General features: G+C 33.3%; 17 protein-coding genes and 1 pseudogene. 14 read left to right on the top strand and 4 right to left on the bottom strand.

The features are described 5' to 3' along the window. Nucleotides 1-150: 150 nt before the first annotated feature. Nucleotides 151-1,050, top strand: coding sequence for a phosphotransferase (locus HBB17_RS09885; protein WP_238483721.1), 900 nt, complete (start codon nucleotides 151-153; stop codon nucleotides 1,048-1,050). A 129-nt stretch (nucleotides 1,051-1,179) separates the two neighbouring features. Next, the gene (locus HBB17_RS09880; protein ID WP_167957306.1) at nucleotides 1,180-1,926 is read left to right on the top strand and encodes an SIMPL domain-containing protein; all 747 of its coding nucleotides are present in this window, start codon (nucleotides 1,180-1,182) and stop codon (nucleotides 1,924-1,926) included. Nucleotides 1,927-1,975: 49 nt separating this feature from the next. Here HBB17_RS09880 and HBB17_RS09875 read toward each other — a convergent pair whose 3' ends face one another. Further along, nucleotides 1,976-2,944, bottom strand: coding sequence for an RsiV family protein (locus HBB17_RS09875; protein ID WP_167957305.1), 969 nt, complete (start codon nucleotides 2,942-2,944; stop codon nucleotides 1,976-1,978). Between the two features lie 10 nt (nucleotides 2,945-2,954). Then, entirely contained in the window at nucleotides 2,955-3,428 is a 474-nt protein-coding gene (locus HBB17_RS09870) for a sigma-70 family RNA polymerase sigma factor (RefSeq protein WP_167957304.1), read from the bottom strand. Between the two features lie 309 nt (nucleotides 3,429-3,737). On the opposite strand from HBB17_RS09870, the gene HBB17_RS09865 reads away from it, so the two are divergent. After that, nucleotides 3,738-6,296, top strand: coding sequence for a DUF7507 domain-containing protein (locus HBB17_RS09865; protein ID WP_167957303.1), 2,559 nt, complete (start codon nucleotides 3,738-3,740; stop codon nucleotides 6,294-6,296). 660 nt (nucleotides 6,297-6,956) lie between these two features. On the opposite strand, the gene HBB17_RS09860 is transcribed toward HBB17_RS09865, so the two are convergent. Next, entirely contained in the window at nucleotides 6,957-7,781 is an 825-nt protein-coding gene (locus HBB17_RS09860) for a methyl-accepting chemotaxis protein (protein WP_167957302.1), read from the bottom strand. A 557-nt stretch (nucleotides 7,782-8,338) separates the two neighbouring features. On the opposite strand from HBB17_RS09860, the gene HBB17_RS09855 reads away from it, so the two are divergent. Further along, nucleotides 8,339-8,884: a hypothetical protein gene (locus HBB17_RS09855; protein WP_167957301.1), complete on the top strand. Its 546-nt coding sequence runs from the start codon at nucleotides 8,339-8,341 to the stop codon at nucleotides 8,882-8,884. 148 nt (nucleotides 8,885-9,032) lie between these two features. Then, nucleotides 9,033-9,452, top strand: a pseudogene (locus HBB17_RS09850) (FKBP-type peptidyl-prolyl cis-trans isomerase); the annotation flags it as partial. 155 nt (nucleotides 9,453-9,607) lie between these two features. On the opposite strand, the gene HBB17_RS09845 reads toward HBB17_RS09850, so the two are convergent. After that, nucleotides 9,608-11,083: a methyl-accepting chemotaxis protein gene (locus tag HBB17_RS09845; protein ID WP_167957299.1), complete on the bottom strand. Its 1,476-nt coding sequence runs from the start codon at nucleotides 11,081-11,083 to the stop codon at nucleotides 9,608-9,610. 338 nt (nucleotides 11,084-11,421) lie between these two features. On the opposite strand from HBB17_RS09845, the gene HBB17_RS09840 reads away from it, so the two are divergent. The 9 genes from HBB17_RS09840 to HBB17_RS09800 all read left to right on the top strand — a co-directional run bounded on the left by HBB17_RS09840 (nucleotide 11,422) and on the right by HBB17_RS09800 (nucleotide 20,642). Then, nucleotides 11,422-12,066, top strand: coding sequence for an MBL fold metallo-hydrolase (locus HBB17_RS09840; protein ID WP_167957298.1), 645 nt, complete (start codon nucleotides 11,422-11,424; stop codon nucleotides 12,064-12,066). Nucleotides 12,067-12,162: 96 nt separating this feature from the next. Further along, nucleotides 12,163-12,342 carry a DUF255 domain-containing protein gene (locus HBB17_RS09835; RefSeq protein ID WP_330588199.1) on the top strand — a complete coding sequence of 60 codons (180 nt, stop codon included), beginning with the start codon at nucleotides 12,163-12,165 and terminating at the stop codon, nucleotides 12,340-12,342. Nucleotides 12,343-12,924: 582 nt separating this feature from the next. Next, a complete protein-coding gene (locus tag HBB17_RS09830) occupies nucleotides 12,925-13,137 on the top strand; it encodes a hypothetical protein (RefSeq protein ID WP_167957297.1) in 213 nt (70 codons plus the stop codon). Between the two features lie 234 nt (nucleotides 13,138-13,371). Continuing rightward, a complete protein-coding gene (locus HBB17_RS09825; RefSeq protein ID WP_167957296.1) occupies nucleotides 13,372-14,631 on the top strand; it encodes a HEPN domain-containing protein in 1,260 nt (419 codons plus the stop codon). Nucleotides 14,632-14,653: 22 nt separating this feature from the next. Beyond that, nucleotides 14,654-15,244, top strand: a complete 591-nt coding sequence (locus HBB17_RS09820; RefSeq protein WP_167957295.1) for a hypothetical protein — start codon at nucleotides 14,654-14,656, stop codon at nucleotides 15,242-15,244. A gap of 45 nt (nucleotides 15,245-15,289) precedes the next feature. Beyond that, nucleotides 15,290-16,075 (top strand): hypothetical protein, encoded by a 786-nt coding sequence (locus HBB17_RS09815; protein ID WP_167957294.1) that lies wholly within the window; start codon nucleotides 15,290-15,292, stop codon nucleotides 16,073-16,075. 524 nt (nucleotides 16,076-16,599) lie between these two features. Further along, complete coding sequence (locus tag HBB17_RS09810; RefSeq protein WP_167957293.1) at nucleotides 16,600-17,169, top strand: recombinase family protein; 570 nt, start codon at nucleotides 16,600-16,602, stop codon at nucleotides 17,167-17,169. A 106-nt stretch (nucleotides 17,170-17,275) separates the two neighbouring features. Further along, entirely contained in the window at nucleotides 17,276-18,745 is a 1,470-nt protein-coding gene (locus tag HBB17_RS09805) for a DEAD/DEAH box helicase family protein (protein WP_167957292.1), read from the top strand. 445 nt (nucleotides 18,746-19,190) lie between these two features. Then, nucleotides 19,191-20,642 carry a DUF5677 domain-containing protein gene (locus HBB17_RS09800; RefSeq protein ID WP_167957291.1) on the top strand — a complete coding sequence of 484 codons (1,452 nt, stop codon included), beginning with the start codon at nucleotides 19,191-19,193 and terminating at the stop codon, nucleotides 20,640-20,642. Nucleotides 20,643-20,646: the final 4 nt, after the last annotated feature.

Genomic DNA, 20,646 nt, shown 5'->3' with positions numbered 1-20,646 from the left:
TTTCGTATTTTGTTTGTTGTGGTGACTACATTATACTTCAAAAAGGGAGGTCATTGCTCTTTTTATTGCAAACTCCCATAAAATCGAGGTTTATACAATAAAAAAGGTAGTAAAATTTGACACTACCATTTTATTATAAGGGGATAACATATGAAAAAAGAGATTGAAGAAAAATTAGAGAACGTATTTGGAGTAGACATTGATAAGATTCATGTGAAGTTATGCAGTGAGGGAGACGTAAATACTTCGTGGATTGCTCGCTATGAAGACCAGACTTGTTTCATTAAAGAGCAAGGGCAAAATAATCTGCCTACTCTTTATGAAAACCAGATTGCCCGCGAAATGATTGGAACAAAACTGTGCAGAGAACAGGGAATACCATGCCCTGATATCATTGCATGTGATCTACAGAACAAGTTCATTATTACAGAGTTTCTTCCATATGAGATGGTTGGACATACATGGGAAAACATGGGAGAACAGCAACGACTAGAAATCAAGACACAAGCTTTAAAGCTTGTTGAGAAGATGAACCAGATTACTTTCGATCAGTTTGGTGCAGTATATAGTGATGGAAATATTTCACAATACAAAGAGTGGACAGACTCTTATCGGAATATTGTTGGGATTGCACTAGCAGATTGTAGAAACTTTGGAAGCTTAACGCAGGGGGAATCGGATCATATTATGGAAATTGTTGATAGAAACAGTGAGGAACTGAAACAATCATCAACTGCAAAAGCGGTATTTGCTCATCTTGATTTCCACTGGAACAATATATTCTGGGATGCACAAACCCAACAGATCAAAGGCGTCATAGATTTTGGAAGTTCTCTTAGTGTACCAGAATATATGGGATACTATCGTTTGGATGGTGGATTTTTGTATGGAACAGAAAGATTTTATGACAAGAAGCTTACGTGCCCAATAAACATGTTGGAGTGCGAAGTACAATGTGCAGACCTATTAAATACCTTGGATTACTTTACATTTCTCTCCTATAAGAATCGAGATTTTGAGTGGGAGAAGAAGCATCTGTTAGGAAAGTAAGTGATATGGGTACACACGGTCTTTTATGAGATCGACGCTAAGAAATAATTCGATTGTATAAAACTCTGTAGTATCATATAATAAATATTGGAAATTTATTAAAATAAATGTGAAATACGGAGGGACATTATGAATGAAAACAAACACAAGGTACTAGGCAACATCATTGTTGCACTTGTACTGGCAGCAGGAGTTATTATTTCAGCAGTAATCGGGGTGAATGGGATTGTGAAGATCAAGACTGATCGGACCAACATCATCGTAACCGGTTCCGCAAAACAGCAGATTGTATCCGATTTGATCGTGTGGACGGGATATTTCCATTCACAGAATAAGGTATTAACGGATGCATATACGGATTTGGAAAAAAGCAGAGAAAAAGTAAGCAAGTACTTAACGAGTCTAGGAATCACAGAGGATGAAGTGGTGTTCTCTTCCATCAGCACCAATACATATTTTTATAATGATGAGTATGGAAACAGCACGAATGAAGTGGATTATTACGATCTGAGTCAAACAGTGACCATTACGTCTAGTGATATTGATAAGGTAACTGATATCTCAAGAAGTGCAACGGAACTTCTTAATGATGGTGTACAATTTCAGTCTTATGACCCACAATATCTATATACAAAGTTAGCTGATATTAAGGTAACAATGCTTGCAGAAGCTACCAAGGATGCAAGAAAACGAGCAGAGATGATCGCAGAGAATGCAGGAAGTAAATTAGGTGACTTAACCTATGCCGATATGGGTGTTATGCAGATTACCCCACTGTATTCCAACGAGATATCCGATTATGGTATGAGTGATACAACGTCTTTGGAAAAAGAGATTACAGCTGTTGTACATTGTACATTTACGATTAAGAAATAGTGCTGAAGGGCAATACAAAAGGACTCCAATGTGGAGTCCTTTTGTACAATTATTTCATTATTCGTATACCGGCTATAACATCAGCTGGAATTTCAAATTCCACACTTCCCATATACATTGGAGCAACTTCTCCTTCGTCAAAGCATATAACCAAGTTATTCTGCGCATTTATATAAAAGGAGTTATTTTCTTTAATGCTCTTGAAATCCCAATCAGGCATATCTGAATCAATCCAATAAGCAACATCTTCGGATTTCATTTGTTCTCGCATCTGTTCTTTGATATTCTCACTAATGATAGTTTGATAATCCGCATCTTTTTCAAATAGTTCTGATAATTCTAAGCGTTCACCAGTTGTTAAGTCAATGGTATAGTAATATGCCCATTCAGCACCACTTCCTGCAGCTTGATAACAAATCAGTTTCAATGTGAAATAATCTTTGGTTGTGGCAATAACCTCAGATTTTACTTCCATACTTTGATAACCAGCTTCCTCTTTCTTACTTTCCTCGAATTCTTTCACCAATTGATCGGTGATTTCTTGGATTTCTGTATTGATCTCCTGGGTCGTTTTCTCGAGAGTCTCCTTTGTTGAACTATCTGTAGTTGTCACAGAATTCATATCTTGGGCTGTGTCGCCAGAACTAGATTCTGAATTGGCGTCGGCTGATTCATTCGTAGAATTGTCGGTTACAATCAGTTCAGGTACGGTAATTTTCGCTTCATTCCGATCATCCTCGTATTGGTAATCTCGAAATGTTACGACATCTACAAATTCCCCAATCACTGGAATCTTCTCCATTGCATTTGCAATATTTTTGGATAGGTTTGGAGACGCAACGAATACAATTGCAACACCTGCAGCTGTAAGAGCAACCCTTTTTATATAGTGGGGTTTCATTTGTGCCTTTTTATCTTTTTTTGCTTGTTCTATGTTCTCTTTCATCTGCTTCACCTGCTCCTCTGACATGGATATCTCCGTATATGTTTTCTTTAGCTGTTCCAATTCTCTATTCATATAACACCTCTTATTCTTCTAGTTTAATTCTTAGTTTTTTTAGCCCACGGTATAGTCTGCTTTTGATGGTACTAACGGGTTCTTGCTGTAATTTTGCGATATCTTCTAATTTCATATCTTCAAAATAGCGAAGACTTATGACGAGTTTATCTTCTTTTGGAAGCATGTCCAGTGCTTGTTGCAAATCAAAATTGGCATACGGATCAGTTATTGCTTCCTCATAAGTGACACCATCTAAGTTTACACAAGTTGGCTGATTTAAAAATCGGAATATCTCGTTAAGCATAATCCGATATACCCATGTTTTTGCATAGCTTTGCTGTTTGAGCTGGTCACTGTGCAAGATTGCTTTATAAGCACCATTTTGTACAATATCCAAAGAATCGGATTCATTCTTGGTATAGCTAAAAGCCAGACGGTAAAACTGGTTATAATCACTGAGCAGAATATGTTCTACTAGAGATTCTTTTCGTTTGTTTGTCACTACAAATGTACGCCTCCTATCATGTGTTTCTATTTATTAGACATTTGAGGTTGAGAAAAAGTTTCATGATGAAATAAACTATTTTCATAATTTTTTTTGTTTCTTATTTTTATTATTATCATAGAGTGAATGGCATAATCGTATCTTTCCATCATAATATGTCAATTAATTGTAGATTTTACTCTGCCTATACACGACACGTTTAGACCATTCCTATTTATTTTATTGACGATATAAGTCGAAAATTAGTAACAATACATAGAAGATGGAATATATATATAGTAGAACATTCATAGAGGATTGCGTATCATGTCATTAATAACCAGATACTCAGATCGTATTTATGGGGATATAGCCTTTATTGGTAATACACTTGGTTTATCAAGAAGGCCAATAACACTGTTGAATCCTATTCGAAGTCCAGGGACGTTAGGAATAGTAGGATCCTATATTACAACCGACACAACAAAAACTTGTGGTGGATTTACGAATGGAACAACTTGCGACTATTCTTTGAATAAATCTACAGCAGAATTACAATTACCTGCTAATACAGAAGTTATCTATGCGGAATTAATTTGGAGTGGAAATTCAAGCACAGATGGTGGGAATATTGGTAATTTAATGGATAATAAAATCATCTTTAAGGGACAAAATCTGGCTGAGATAGAAATTGAGCCATTGGAAATAACAAAAAATAATGAAGTGTTAGTAGCCAATTCTGATGTAAAAGTTTATACCCGGTCTGCCATTGTAACAGATTATGTAAAACAATCTGGGAATGGAACCTATTATGCAGGTAAGATACCAGCTTATTTGGACTTAAATGATCAAACTTCACATGAATCAGGGTGTGTTGGCTGGACATTAGCGGTTATCTATCGATATCTAAGTGCAGGGTTTGATTTTAAGAGTATTACCCTATATGTAGGTGGTTTAGCAGTTCGACAGAACCAACTACCAGCACAGACAGTATTGCAGGACTTTGTTACACCTGATTTTGATAATATTGCTGCTGACGTTTTAATTAGTGCAGCAGAAGGGGATTACAACTTAACCGGTGAAAATGTTTATTTCGGTACAGAAGGAAATGCTTTAATAAATACGCCATTGTCAGGTCCAAACAATCCGGTAGATAATTTTTTCGCATCGCAGATAAATGGAAATGATGGAAATCTGGTTACAACAGGGACGTTTGGGAACGTTAACCATACACGAATTGGTCAGACATCACAATATATTGGAGTTAGTGGTGCACGACAAGGTTGGGATATTACAAGAGTCAATGCATCCGATCATGTAGATAAAAATAAAACTTCTGCGACCTTAAGAATCTCAACAATGGGCGATAGTATACTAGTTAATGGTGTTGCAGTTGTACTTGATACAAGTGAACCTAAGATAGAATTAATGAAACAAATTCATAGCACGTATGTAACGGTAGGAAGCATTGTAGATTATACCGTTTATGTTGATAATATTGGGACTGAGACGGCAGAGAATGTATCATTAACCGATACGATTCCTATTGGAATGAATTTCGTTCAAGGAAGCGTAAAAGTAAATGGGGAAGAAAAACCAGATGCAACGATTGTAGGAGGTGTACCACTTGGAAATATTACGACTACGCAAAATCCTATAAAAGTTGATTTTCAATTGCAAGTAAGTACAATTGATGGGATTGAAGAATATAGAGATTATGCTATAGCAGAGTATCATTATACCTTACAGCAGAAACCGTATTTTGCGTATAGTAATGAACAAGTTTGTTATCCAAGAAAACCAGAGATTGATCTTGTGAAAACCGCATCGAAACATTGTATTGATTTGGGTGGAAACGATGAATCAAGAACCGTACATTATCAGTTATTACTAAGTAATACGGGTGATGTAGATATAACAGAAGTGACGGTAAAGGATTTACTGCCTGGTGGTATGAATCTCATGGAAGGTACACTTCAGGTTACGCCAGCTATACCTGGAGAACTAAATATAGAAACTGGTATAACAATTGATATTTTAGAAAAGGGAGCAAAGTATATGTTTGATTATGATGTAAAAGCTATGCAAGTGAGTACGGGACCTTGTGCGAATGATTTTATTAATACAGCTAGTGCAACTGGTAGTTATCAGTTAAATGAACTTGACACGCCTAAACCAATAGAAGCTTCTGCTGAGGAAACCGTTCATTGTATTAATACGGAATTCACAAAAACAGCAAATAGAACGAATGTAGAAATTGGTGATTTTGTAACGTACACACTTACCGTTACGAATAACTCGACAGTTGATTTTTCGAAAGTGGTATTTTTTGATACAGTACCTACTAACTTAGAGATCACAGCATCTACTCCAGCTGGAATTACGAAGGCTATGTTATTAGCTGGCTATGATGCTGGTGCTTTGACAAAAGGTAATTCTAAGACGATTCAATATACAGTGCAAGTAAAAGCTTGTTCAGGCCTTAATAATACAGCTTATGCTACTGTATATTTTAAAGGATCTTGTTACGAAACAGAACATGTAAATACAGAATCAAAATCTTGGACATTGACCTGTAGAAACCCAGAAATAGTTGTTGAGAAGTCTGTTGATCAATGTTATGTAACAACTGGAGATACAATAAGAGAGTATACAATTATTGTTCGTAATACAGGTGATGTTACGATTCGTGATATTGTATTCAACGATAACTTAGCTAATGGAGCTGGAACCTATGTACCAAATTCAACTTACTATGCGACGAATGGTGTAGATAATCCTGGAAATCCATTCAATCACAATCCAAGTTTGAATCAAGTGGTAGTTCCTGATTTAGACGCAGGAGATATGTTTACAATTCGATATAGCGTTGATTATGGACTATAAGATATAAGAGAGGCTTGGCTTCTTTGGGGGGATTGAAAGTGAAAGAATATGTTAATACTGTCCATGTAAAAGGTTTTGCTAATGATCAAATTGTAGAGAGTAAGAGTAGTGCACGGGTGGCTATAGTGTGCCCTCATGAACAAAGAATATGTTTATGTAAAAGAATATGCAGGCAGATTCGATTAAGTTGTAACAATATTCAATGTATTGAAGATTGTCAAATCCAAGTCGTATCAAAAACGATCCAATGCTACAATTGTGAAAAAACAATTACTGTTAAGTATATAATTTACGTACTATTTAGAGATTGTAGCGGGTGTTTGCAAGAAATATGTCAAGAAGGCATTTCTACTTTTTATAATATTCAAGGAAATGTAGAAATTGATGATGTTTCCGTTTGTATTTCTAACCCACCAAGAGTTCAAGTACTATCTCACTTATTACAAGTCCGCACGATTATGACGATCGAATACGAAAGATTCATTAAGAAGCATTGCGAGAAAATAGATTAGGAATGACGATATAGGATAGCGAAAGAGCCATTGTAAAATTACAATGGCTCTTTAACTGTTATACCGTATCAACTGTTTATCATTAGCCCTTATGATATAATTTTACAGAGATGAGTAGACGGGAGTGGTATCCCAACACTACGTTCTTTTATATCTTCTGACTTATCTCATGCAGTTTTTTTACCATGTTATCAATGGTTTTAATAGATTCTAGAATATTTTCAAAAGACTCTGCCTGCATTGCTGATACTTGGTTGTTCTTTTCCAATCCTTCATCAATCTGATCAACCTTTTGAACAATATCCTGTATAATGGTTCCAATTTTTTTTATTGATTCTTTTGTATTTGCTGCAAGCTTTGTTATCTCAGCGGCGACTACTGCAAATCCCAATCCTGAATCTCCGGCCCTTGCTGCCTCAATAGAAGCATTTAGTCCCAAAAGATTTGTTTTTGCAGAAATATTATGAATCAAAGACACAATCTGTGTCGTGTCTTTTCCACGTTCCGCCGTATCATGTACTTCTTGAAGGAGTTCCTCGTTCTCAGTGGTCAATTCCTTGAAGCCATCTGCAATGTTCTGTATATTCTTTGAAATCCCACCAATGCTGTTATACAATACATCCATAATAGACACCAGTTCATTCCGATAACTTTCATCCACAGCTATGGTCAGTAATCCTACAACCTCTTCTTCCTCTCTTAATGGGAAAAAATAGCAGGTTGTATCTGTCTCCACCATTTCCTTCGGAAGAGAGACCTTATAGTTCTTCCCACTTTGAATTACCTTCACTGCAGATGGATTAAGAATATCTCCAGTATGAAATGGAATATTAAATTCTTTTCCCTGCTGTACAAACAAATATCGCTCCGTGTCGGTAACTGCCAAACAAACATTATGGTCATACAGCTCACTAATTATTGGAAACATTGCATATGCTACATTAATTGCTTCTGCTGAAAATCTTTTTTCCATCGTATCAGCCTCCGTTATCTTATGTATATTTGCGTAATACAAAAAATCCAATAATCTCAAAATATGAATTTTTTCATTATTCTGTCTTAACGGATATAATAATTCATTCCGAGAGATTAATAGATTTTAAATATCTGTTAATAACTCAAACTTCGCACATAAATTTTAACTATGCACCTTGAAAATTTAATACCTGGCTATGTTATTGAATTTTCAAGGTGCATAGGCATTTAACTAAGTGCGAGGTTTAAGTCTATTATACCATTTTTCTTATATCGTGCAATGGATTCCTAGTTTACTTTGGTTGATAAAGTTAACTAAAATGATATTAATCAATAGAATGACGTGCGTATCCCGCGGAGGGTTTCTATATTAAGGAAATCGAAGTAGAGATATATTAATTGCTGACAATGCCTTAGGATAACCTTTCAGGGCTGAAATTGAACTGCGAAGTTTGCGTTAATGTAATAAATAATTATGAACGTAAAAGGTTATAATTTCCCTACAATATCTCGATATATACTTAAATTAACAAATTTATTTTATGGAGGTAGGAGATGAATATTGGAGAGTTAGGTGGAACGGGAATTTTGAATAATCAGGCTGTTCAGAAGGGGAGAAAGATATATTCTCAAAACGCTACAATCAGTTTTTCTGGTTCAAACTGTCAAGCAGCATCCTTTCATTTGAAGATGAATGGTTTGGCTTCAGCGGCACTGCCAGATGGAACGAATATAACAGCGTACAAGTCGGAGTCATATTCAAAAAACGATCCTATGATTAAGGTGGTTACGACTAGGGAAGATGGGAGCGTCGATACACATAATATTGATCCAAGAAAAGTGGATGCTTCCCATGCAACTTCCGAAGAAATGTTTGCGCTAAATGCATATTTAGTGGTTGAAGGGAAGCTAGATAATAGTATTTATGAAACAGATGTAAATCAGTACAGCAAAAGTTCAAGTGAAAGAAAGAATTTCATGGAGATAATGAAAGAATACATGTTGATGCAATATGAAGCAAATAACATATCCGGTTATGTTAAATACAACAAAATTTATAGTACATACAAGGCTTTAAGTGATGGAAAGGCAGATAACTAGAAGGGTTTGGACTTTGACACTTTGTTTTGGGAGATAAAGTGAAATAATTGAAAAAGAGGAATTGATGAAACGCAGAAAATAGGATATTATTAAAGCATTACGTTTAGCTTTCTTAGTATAGACATGAAAAGGAGATTTTGAAATGAACAACGAAAACAAAGTTTGTAAAGTACATTATACAGGTACATTTAATGATGGAACAAAGTTTGATTCTTCCTATGATCGAGGAGAACCACTAGAGTTCGTCTGTGGTGGAGGCATGATGATTAAAGGATTTGATGAAGCAGTTAAAACAATGGCGGTAGGAGAAATCAAGGACGTTCATCTTATGCCGGAAGAAGCATACGGAATGTCAAATCCAGATAATATCATTACAATGGAGATCAGTCAGCTGCCAGGTTCTGAAAAGCTGACTGTAGGTGAGCAAGTTTCTTTAATCAATGAGATGGGACAGCCTGTTCCAGTAACGGTAACAGCAAAGGATGAAACAACCATTACTTTTGATGCAAATCATGAGATGGCAGGAAAAGAACTTAACTTTAAGATTGAATTAGTAGAAGTTAATTAATTTTATCCACTAGAAAACGTATGTAATTGTCTTAAGTGCATTGGAAATAGTTCTGATGCCAGTATGTACGGTTAATATTATGATGATACCTTACTTTGCTTCAGCATTTATTTGTTGGAGCAAGGTAAGGTATTTTTGGTTTGCTTGGGAATCTTTTAGTTACTATTGTTTGTATCAAGTTTCCTTGCTTCCTCCAATAATCCATTGAGTAGTTCTTTTGCCATTCTGGTCTTTTCACGATTAATCTCGCTAATATTGACAACTTTCTCAGTACTTGCATTCACTTCTTCGCTGGAAGCGGATAGTTGAGTAATACTGTCTACAATTTGATTGTTGGATTCAAAAATCTGATCTATATGCTCCTGTAAGGTGGAAACACTTTGGCTTAATCCACTGATTTGTTCATTGATTTCATGATAATGGTTTTCTGTATTAGAGATTAACTCATTTTCTTCTTTAATCTGAATAACTACTTCTTCAGCAGCATTTTCGGCCTGTGTAGCATTTAGCTCCAGATTATTGATAATCCTAGTGATGTCGCTGGTTAATTTTTTTGTCTGCTCCGAAAGAACTCGTATTTCTTCGGCTACTACTGCGAATCCTCGTCCAGCTTCACCAGCACGTGCACTTTCAATTGAGGCATTCAATGCCAGAAGATTGGTTTGAGCTGAAATCGTATTGATACCATCTGTAATGGATTTTACTTCTTTTGTACTTTCCACAAAGGTTTGGATGGTTGTCATCATACTTTCATTGAATGCTTCTACATGACTGGACTTTTCTTTTAGTGCAGTAATATCTTGAATTCCTGTATGTACTTTATTACTGGAGGTATCAGCATATTGACAACTGTTATCAGCTTCAAGGCGTGCTTCTTCAATCATTCTTTGAATCTGCTCGGTCATAACAGATTGTTGACCAATACTCTCAGCATTGGCAGCATTTCCAGAAGCAATATTGTTTATGGTGGTTACAGAATTATCTGTAGCTTCATCTAATTCATTAATATATGTAGTTACAGATTCAGCATTGTTGCGAACAATATTTGTAATGGAGATCATATTCTCAAGTAATCTTTCTGCTTTACTATGTTCTGACTGAATAGCGTCAATTTTTTCCTGATTCATTTTCTGTATAATTTTCAGAATGATGTAAGACGCAACAGAAAACACAAATACACTGGCAACTTGGGTAAGGATTAGGAAAATATCGAAAGTAGCTCCTGAAGGAAGACGGTGATTGATGCATTGAATTGCGGAAGAGATTGCATTAATCAAGATGTTGCAGATTGTAGCAACAAGTATCAATTTTGAATCGAAATAGAGTAAATATGGCATAATGATTACAAATACTAACATAAAGATATAATCATTGTTTGTTGTGAACAGTGTAATGGCATATGCGATAAGAAATCCCACAAGCGACACTTTTGAGAAGAGTCTACCCTGCTTGTTTTTAAAGTAGCAGAAACCTTCAGCCAAAACAATAATAACGTACATAGTCATAATTACGATTGCTTCTGCTTTACCAATTGTAGTACCGTAACGAACGGTATAGCCATAGAACATACTCATGCAGAAGATGGCCTGAATAATTAGTATAAAACGGTTTATTTTCTTGTTGTATTCCATAAAAACCCTCCTTTGTAAAAATAAGTATCTTATCCAATATTATACATTCATTTTGTCGATTAGTAAATGCAAAATTTGGAGAAAAATAGTCAATGGAGAGTTGGAAATCTTTTTATTGGTGGATGTGATCTAGAACATTATTGGGGAAACATACAACATTAGCACCTAAAATATTTGCGATGTCAGTGTTTCTTAAAGCATTTTTAATAATAGAATCATATGGTATAATAAATATAAATGGATTTTACAGTAAGTTTTCATAGAAAGAAATAGGATAATGCATGTAGTGGAACTTGGTTGATACGATAAACAGATGAGAAGGAATAAGGAAAAAGAAGATGAAAACAGAGATAATTACATGTGGTACAGCGAATGCATATCTAATACGAGGGGAAGACAGAAGTATTCTTTTTGATACGGGAACAAGGAAGTATCGAGATAAGGTATTGGCGCATTGTAAAGATGCCAAAGTAAACCTAATCGTACTATCCCATGGACATTTTGACCATTGCCATAATGCATCGTACATAGCAAGGGAACTGGGCTGTTCCATAGGAATTACCAAAGAGGATGCAGAACTTTTGGAAAATGGAAGAAGACGTAAAGTATATGGAAAAGGTATTTGGGGGAAATTTTATGCATGGGCATCAAATCAGAATATTGGACGGAATGAAATAGAACAAACCAAAGTAGATGTTTTGATCGAAAATGGAATGTCGTTATCACAATACGGTATTAACGGTAAAGTAATTGCACTTCCAGGACATACAAGAGGATCGGTTGGGATTTTTCTATCGTCTGGGGAGATGTTTGTAGGAGATGCAATGCAGAATATAATCTCTCCTTCTGAGACATGGTGTTTTGAAAATGCGGAACAAGCAAGGGAGACGGTTGCGCGAATACAGAGCTTGAATCCGAAAGTAATCTATTATGGACATGGGAAACCAACTTTTTTTAGAGAGGGATTATTGAAGAACAATTAGCAAGCTCAAATAACCTTTGGAATGCTGCTTATGCATTTTGCATACTTTCCATTTAGTAAGCGAACACTAAATGAAAAAGTAAGGAGCAGATTGTGAATGAAAGAAGCGAAAAATAGAAAACCCAACCACCTAATTAAGGAAAAATCCCCTTATCTCCTTCAACATGCCCACAACCCAGTAAACTGGTATCCATGGTGTGAGGAAGTATTTGAAAAAGCAGAGTCCGAAGACAAGCCAATCTTCCTAAGCATTGGTTATTCCACCTGTCATTGGTGATGGTATTATTACTTTACCTACATAGAAAGTCAGTAAAATCAGGGTCTGTCGCGACTGGATGCCGTGACAGTTTAAAACGTAAAAGGTTAGTTGAGCCGCCGCGATAAATCAACAAAGCAGTTATTCACTTGTGAGTTCCTTCTATTGCATCAAGTGTAAAGGTAGTAGCTGCTTGATCGGTGGAGCAACGCACCAATATCCTTTAAACAAACGGTTGTGGTGGTAGTTTGGCACTTGAAAGAGTGGGTAAGCATTAGTACAGGAAACATGATGGACAGACTAGTTATGGTAAAACTAATGTGATTATATCAGTATGAATAGAAGTTGTAAAAAACCGACGGACTCAGTATATACGGTAATATTATGAGATACCTTATCTTGTTTCAGTAATTTTTGCTGGAATAAGGTAAGGTATTTTTGATTTACCTCGGAATCTAGTAGACCGGTAATATTTTAATAATTACTGTAACAAAATAAGATATTGAATGAGCATTCCATGAACAGATCAAGTGAAACGAAAATAAGCAAAGAAGAAGCTAGGGGAGTAGGGGAAAGAGCATATATGAAAAGTGAGGATTTTGAATGAATAAGTATTGTATTCAGGTCAAGAAGACTATTGAAGTTGAAAATGTTAATGAAATAGAGGTATTTAAGAAAATGGATCATATAACACGTGAGGTATTGGGGTATTATATCGTCACTAAAAGTAAAGAGTACTATCAGATTGATGAAAAGACATATAGGAAGATTAGAGAAGATAAGACGCCAGATTTTAGGAAGATGATAATGAAGTAGTAAACAGCCAGATACAATTCCTTGCTTTATCTTAAAATCTATATAGAGTAAGGTATTGTACTGTAATCTATATTTTGCCGTGGAGGTAAACATTTACATGTCAATGAAGTACGATGTATAATAAATATATACATTGATAATTTATTAGTCATTGATAGTTAAATCAAGTGAACAGAATGAAATATAGAAAGTAAACTATGAAATTTGTATAAAATATATTATGAGGTGATAGATATGAAAAAGATTACTATTGATACAAGCATATTTCCAAAAATTGTAGGTATTATTATTGATGGAGAAAAGGGGAAAAGTAGTATAGATTTGCCTAGGGGTGTAAATCTTTTATATTTAAAAGATATTAAAGATAAGACTGAGATAAATTTACTAGAAAAATATGCTTATGGCGTGCAATTTACAGATGACGAATATAAAACACTTTTTAGTCTTTTCCTTAATAATACACCTAGAATAAGTCATCAGAGCAGGAATATTAATGACTTCATAGACCAGTTTGGCATTGACATCGTTAATAATCAAGGACATATAGAATTTAATATTAAAGAAGATTACATACAACAAGTAAGAGTAGATACATGGGAAGATATAACGATAGACTTACTAAAAAGTAATTATTCAGATATTATTAATTGTTTTGATTTTGGCGATATAAGGATAGATCTTGGATCATGGGTAAGTGATGCTAATAAGCAGAGACAATCCTTATTAAATTCATTTAGAAGTGCATTTATGTATACGTTGATAGGATTTATATATGGTGATGATAAAGACTTATATGATAGTTTTATAGATTATTTTGAAAATGAATTTTATAAAAGAATAGCATTATTAAATGGAATATGGAAACAGCGTAGTGAAACAGATGTAATTAAGTACATACCGATCTTTGATAGTTTTTATAATTTGGATGGAAATTCTCCAGATGAATTGATAAAGACAATACATGCAGTATTAGCTGATGATTCAATTGTAAAAGATGAAAGAAAGATGATCCAGAATAGACTTATTGATGGTGCATTAGATTTTCATAATAATCTAGATCCACAAAGTGAATCTTTAGAACAGGGATTAATCAAGCCTGTGGTAAATTATCTTATGGAATTACAAACAGCGGAGGATGATTTACTTGCTGCAAAAACATTATTAGAACAAAATTTGTATGAATCTGTAATAAATAGAAGTTATTATTCAATGATGCATGCTCTTAAAGCATTATTAGAACATAAAAATAAGCTCGATGATTGGGAACCAGGAATACTTAATGTCAATGAAAGTCATAAAGCATTGGAATTAAAGTTAAGAGAACTTGAAATGCAAGGAATTATAGATATAAGTTATGTAAATGATTTCTTATATGTTAAACAGAAAAGATGGATTGCAGATTATAATGTTTCATCTTTTAGCAAAAGCGAATGTGAACAATGTATTAATAAAGCTATATCATTTATTGATGAGGTTAAACGAATTTCATTATAATATGGGGGGTGGATGATAGTATATGGAGTATGAAACTGATGATAATACTAGGCCTACGAAAGCAGAAGTTCAATTCTTGAATTTAGCTTATAATGAGTTTTACAATATTTTTGATGAAATATTCATAGGGGATATTTTCTATAGCCAATCTTCTTATTATAGGTTCTCTCGAATAAGAGAAGCATTTTGCATTTATGGGGAGGTACAATCATATGAGCCTATACAATGGGCTTTGAAGGATATAGAAGAACATAGACCATTTATGGAGTCTGTTATTGCAAAAGATCTTTTCAAAGCAATTAGAAATATTTTTTCTCATTTCCCGTATTTTTCAGCATGGGATGATGTTTGGCTATCTGAAGAACTAGTTAATTGGTATAAACCAAATCAGAGTATCGATAAGTTTATCAAGAAATATGCAGACAAGGATACTGTCAAGTATCGTTTTTGGGATGATTTGAGTAAAACAATGACATATATTTCGATACGCTTTCCGACATTATCGGAATATAAGACCAGAATATATTTGAAAGATATGTTGACAGAAAAAGACGGTGTCAAATTCTCTATGATTTTAATGAAAAAGGTTATGGACACTTGTGTGGAAAAATAGAGTTAAAAGTTATTTATATACAGTACAAATCATATGGGGGTACGTATGAAGAAGAAATTAGTTAATTGGATTAATAAACATAAAGTTTTAAGCTTCGTAATCTGTATTTTTCTGTTGTCATTTACAATACCTTTGAGTTTGGAATTTCTAATTTTTCGAAATGAGTTTGCATCTGCCTTAGATAATAGTGACTGGAGTAGTTTTTTTGGAAGTTTTCTGGGGGGAATAATTGGTGGAGCCGGAACACTAGTGGCTGTATATATAACAACTAAGGAAACACGCAAAATACAACTCGATGCTCAAAAGAATAAACTTTATGACGACAGAAAGAAGTTTGTTGATGAGATAATTGTCTATATGTCTAGATATATCACAGACATAAACAGTTATTTATGGGGATGCCGAGAATCAGAAAGGTTAAATAGCGATTTAACACAATTAATGAGAGATTCTAGTACTATAATAAGTGATTTACGTCTTGTTAATGATAAATTAGTTAAAGTAGATCCTAATGACACTGATTCTATAATTAGATTATCAATGGAAAAAGATTCTTATGATACAGAAAAGGCTGTTGTAGATAAGAAAATTGAGGATAAACAAAATGAAATACAGAATAATAAGGTTAATAGAACAATAGCTTGTGAATGTTATTACATACTAAAGGTACATTTAGAGCCTATAAATGAAGCGCAATTTGTGATTAAACAGTTAGAGTACGTACATAATGGATTACAAGGACGATTAGCATCTGAATTTTTTCCAGAAACAGAAAAATTAATGAATGTTACAATAGAGTTTGTTAATCAATATCTTAAAAAGAATAGTTAATTACCTTTTGAACATAAAAGATGATTTGGTACCTTGTGTGCACATGGATATTCTCTCAGTGTGGATTTCAAGGTACCTCTTTTTTATGGTTATTAGGTGGCGATATATTGATGAACCATTATAAGAGATGAAGCCCTGAGTGCAATTTGAGAATATATATCCGTTCAGGGACAATATAATATTACTCCAGAAAGCCATAGAATTGGTGTATATGCAATGAAATGATATGACTCAATAATATATCAGCTCGTGTAATATAAGTCATGAAAACATACATTTGGTATTCCTTGATGATAAGAGTGAGTAATGACCATAATTATAGGAATTTTGATCATAGGAGGGAATGTAAAAATAGAACCTAATCCAAATTTACATGGTGAAGTACAGTTTGATATGTAAAAATAGAGTTGTATTCTATATAAATTTACATTATGTAAATCACATTAAAAGTTTATATTTACGAAATCAAAAAAACTATATATAATATTATTAATGGAAAAATACAACAGCAAGGTGAATGGATTATGGCTAATATTGCATATGTGAGAGTATCAACAGTAGAACAAAATGAAGCAAGACAAATCGAGTCGCTTAATAAATATCAGATAGATAAATGGTTTATGGAAAAGGTAAGTGCAAAAGATACAAACCGACCAGAACTTCAAAATATGATAGACTATATAAGAGAAGGGGATACGGTATATATCCATGATTTTAGTAGATTAGCAAGAAGCACAAAAGATCTGTTGGAATTGGTAGAGCTTTTTAATAATAAAGGAATCAGTCTTGTTAGTACTAAAGAGAATCTTGATACATCAACTCCAACAGGAAAATTAATGCTAACAATGATTGCAGCTATAAATGAATTTGAAAGAATGAATCTTCTTGAACGTCAAAGAGAAGGTATTGCGATTGCGAAGAAACAGGGAAAATATAAGGGAAGAAAAGAAGTAAAGATTACTAATTTTAAAGAGCACTATCAAAGATATATGAATCGTGAAGTGAATAAAAGCGAACTTGCAAAACAATTACAGATATCACGTCCTACATTAGATAAGTTAATAAGGGAACAGCAATTAATATTAAGAGAGTAATTATTATATTACTCTTTTTTATGCTTAAGTTTACTATCCAAAATCTAATTATATAATAAAAATATAAGGACTTGCCTTAAGTATAAATTATTGGAGGATTAGTAAAATGAAAACATATGTTAGTGATATCGTCACATGTGATATTATAAAAAAACTAAAAACAGGACAGAACTACTTAATTGGTTCAGAAATGGGGAGTGGTAAAAACTTTTGGACAAGGAATAAGCTACTACCATATGCCATTGAAAATAATAAGAAGGTATTGTTAGTTGTGCATAGAATAGCTATAAAAGGACAGCAAAATCATTATCTACAATCATATAAAGAAGAATGTGTCAAGAAGTTCAAAGGTGATATATTTGAGATACAATCATATCAGTCATTAGAACAAATGGTCAAGAATGGAAGAACTTCTTTTATTGATGATTATGATTATATTATTTGCGATGAAGCACATTATTTCGTTAAAGATAGTAGTATGAATCCTAATACTGTTTATTTTTATGAGTATCTGAATGATAATAATACGGCAGTGAAAGTATTCTTGACTGGAACGTATGAATCATTTAGTTACTTGCCTTGGAAGAATAAGATGACTTGTTTAAAACAAGCAGATTACAATCATAGTAACGTGAAAGAAATCTATTGCTATCAAGATAAGGATTTGATTAAATCAGTGATTGAAGAAAAAATAAGCAAGGGTCAAAAAGTATTAATGATAGTTGGAGATAAAAAAATAGGCCAAGAGTTTAAAAATAAAATAAATGCAAAGACATATTTTATGACTGCTAATAAAAAGGATAGCAGTGAGTTTTCCAAGATAACTGAAAATAATACGTTTGAATCAGATCTACTTATTTCAACTTCATTAATTTGTGAAGGGGTAGAAATTAAAGACCCAAATATTAAAACTATTGTTCTAGATGGAATAGATGATTTGGAACTAATAGCTCAATCTTCGGCTAGAATTAGAGATGGTGAAGTTGTACTATTTGTTAATCAACCAAGTTATCAAAAGATTATTAACCGTTTCATGAAATATGATAATAAGCTTAACATGATTGAGGAGTTTGAACAACTTGGCTATTTAGAATATGAACAGAAATATGGATATGAAACAATACATCAATCCCATGATTTCTTACTAACAAGCCAGATTGCGTCAGATAATAATCAAAATGAATTAATATTGAAATTAAATTCGTGTGCAGTTGCAAATTTACAATACAATTATGATATGTATCAAAATATTATTGAGGTAGGCTTCAAGGTTGCTCTGAAAAAGTATTTTCCGAGTGCGGTAATCTATAACTATGATGAACTTGTAAAAGACGGATTAATAATTAAGAACATAATTGATAATTTTATGGGCAAGCAATTGTTTAAGGAAGAACAACAAATGTTGAAAGGTTTATTAATCAGGGAGTATGGGTTGAGAAAGTCCTTGGGGGTAAATAAGATAAATGAACATTTTGAAGAAAATCATATTAATTTTAGGCTGATTAGTGATAGAGAAAAGAAGAGACAATCACCAAATTATAATAAGACATATTGGATTTTAGAGAAAGTAGCTTAAGTATAGCAGAGTTTGAGTCATTATTTGTATAGATAAGTATATATTAACTTATTCCTACAAAAAATGACTCAAATATGATATGAGAAGAAGGGACGGACAAGGTTGCTTAAAGATTATCTTAAATATAGGACTTAGAACAATGGCTAGAGAACGAGTTTACTCTGGTCATTTTATTATATAGGCCACAGAATGATCATATGTGACATTATCATCATAGGATATATAAATTATAAGATAGCAAAAGAAAATGTCCTTAATCGTCCCTAGGGGCTTCTGATGGTATAGTGGTATTTAGTAAAATAAAATTAATAATTTATCTTATTAATATATGAGTAGTCTACAAATGATGAAATAATGTACCTTTCATATAGTATTCGAGGTATGGAAAAGTATTACAAAGAATGATATGATAATTAAGTAAGGATATGGGACAAGGGGGGCACATATGGAACATAGTAAATTGTCAGAGCATAAGTTCAAGAAGGGAAAATTTACAACACCATGGAACGAAATTTTAAAGGATATAGGAGTTGATAACTCATGGTGTCATAACAGACTTCCTGAATATTTATGGATTGGTTTAATATTTGACCATTATGGAAGAGAAGAGGGATTACAGAAAATATATCAAATACTACAATGCATGAAGAATGTTGATTATGGGAGGATATTAACTAGATTCTCACATATACTCAAACTTTCAGAAAAGGAACAAAAGATTCTGTTTAGAGATATCTTAAGTATAATACCTAAAAAAGTATTATCTCCGTTAACATTAATATTTACATACAGCAATTATCCTGTGTTTGCAACTTCCTTTGTTGAAGGAAGTGTGGAAGAAAGGAAAGAAGTTATTATAACTGTCTTAGATAAAACAATGGATCATCAAAGTAACTGTTCAACAGATATTAGATTTATTATTATGTATTATTTATTTATAATTGGAAAACTTCATATGCCTAAAGAACAAATCGATTTATTAATAAAGTATCCTCACCTGAAACATGATGATATGGAAATGCGTATGATTCGACCTTTTATAAGGTCTATGGAAATAGGAATATTGAGCGTTGAAAAAGTAAATAATGAATATTTAAATGCTTTTTGGGAAAGGATTAGTGAAATGACCGAGTGCGAATTATACTATTTAGAATTTAGTAGTGATGACATAAAAACAGATATTTATATGGAACAGGTTCATGAAGTGTATTTGTATTTGTCAAATTTATTGGTAAAAACAAGCCCATTAGATAATAAGATGCTTGTGTTGTTGGGAATAGCGACATATTCATATAAAAGAGCGAAAGAAGTTGTAGAGCATACATTATTTAATTCAATTTCCGGTAGAAGTGCAGTTAGAGTTCTAGTTGAAAACTATATAATGATGAAGTATCTTTTAAAGAATGAAGAAAGTCATGAGGATATTTGGACACAATATCAGTATTATGGCATTGGGTTGTATAAATTGATAGTAGCTCGATCTAGGGAATCAGAAGAAAGAAATACGAATAGTCATGTGAATTATCAATATCTTGAGGCTTTAGTAAACGAATATAAAATGGAAGAATTTATTGATATGGAGACATCATATTTTGATAAACAAGGAATTAGAGAAAAAGCAATTACCGTTGGCGAGAAAGATTTGTATGGTTTATATTATGATTATGATTCATCATATGAACATGGATTGTGGGGTGCTATTAGAGAAAGTTCACTAATAAAGTGTAAAAATCCAGCGCATCAGTACCATTGCGTACCTGATATAGAAGATAATCAAAAGTTAATGAATGTTTGGCCAGACTGTAAAATGATGCTAAATAGAACAATTCAATTACTAGATGAGGTGTATGGTATACCAAAACAACTTATTACGGAGGAAATTGCAATTGAAAAATAATCTT

It is taken from the genome of Anaerosporobacter faecicola (assembly GCF_012070565.1).
Lineage (GTDB): Bacteria > Bacillota > Clostridia > Lachnospirales > Lachnospiraceae > Anaerosporobacter > Anaerosporobacter faecicola.
Note: the sequence above shows the minus strand (reverse complement) of the source record. Positions and strands in the feature narration are given on the sequence as shown.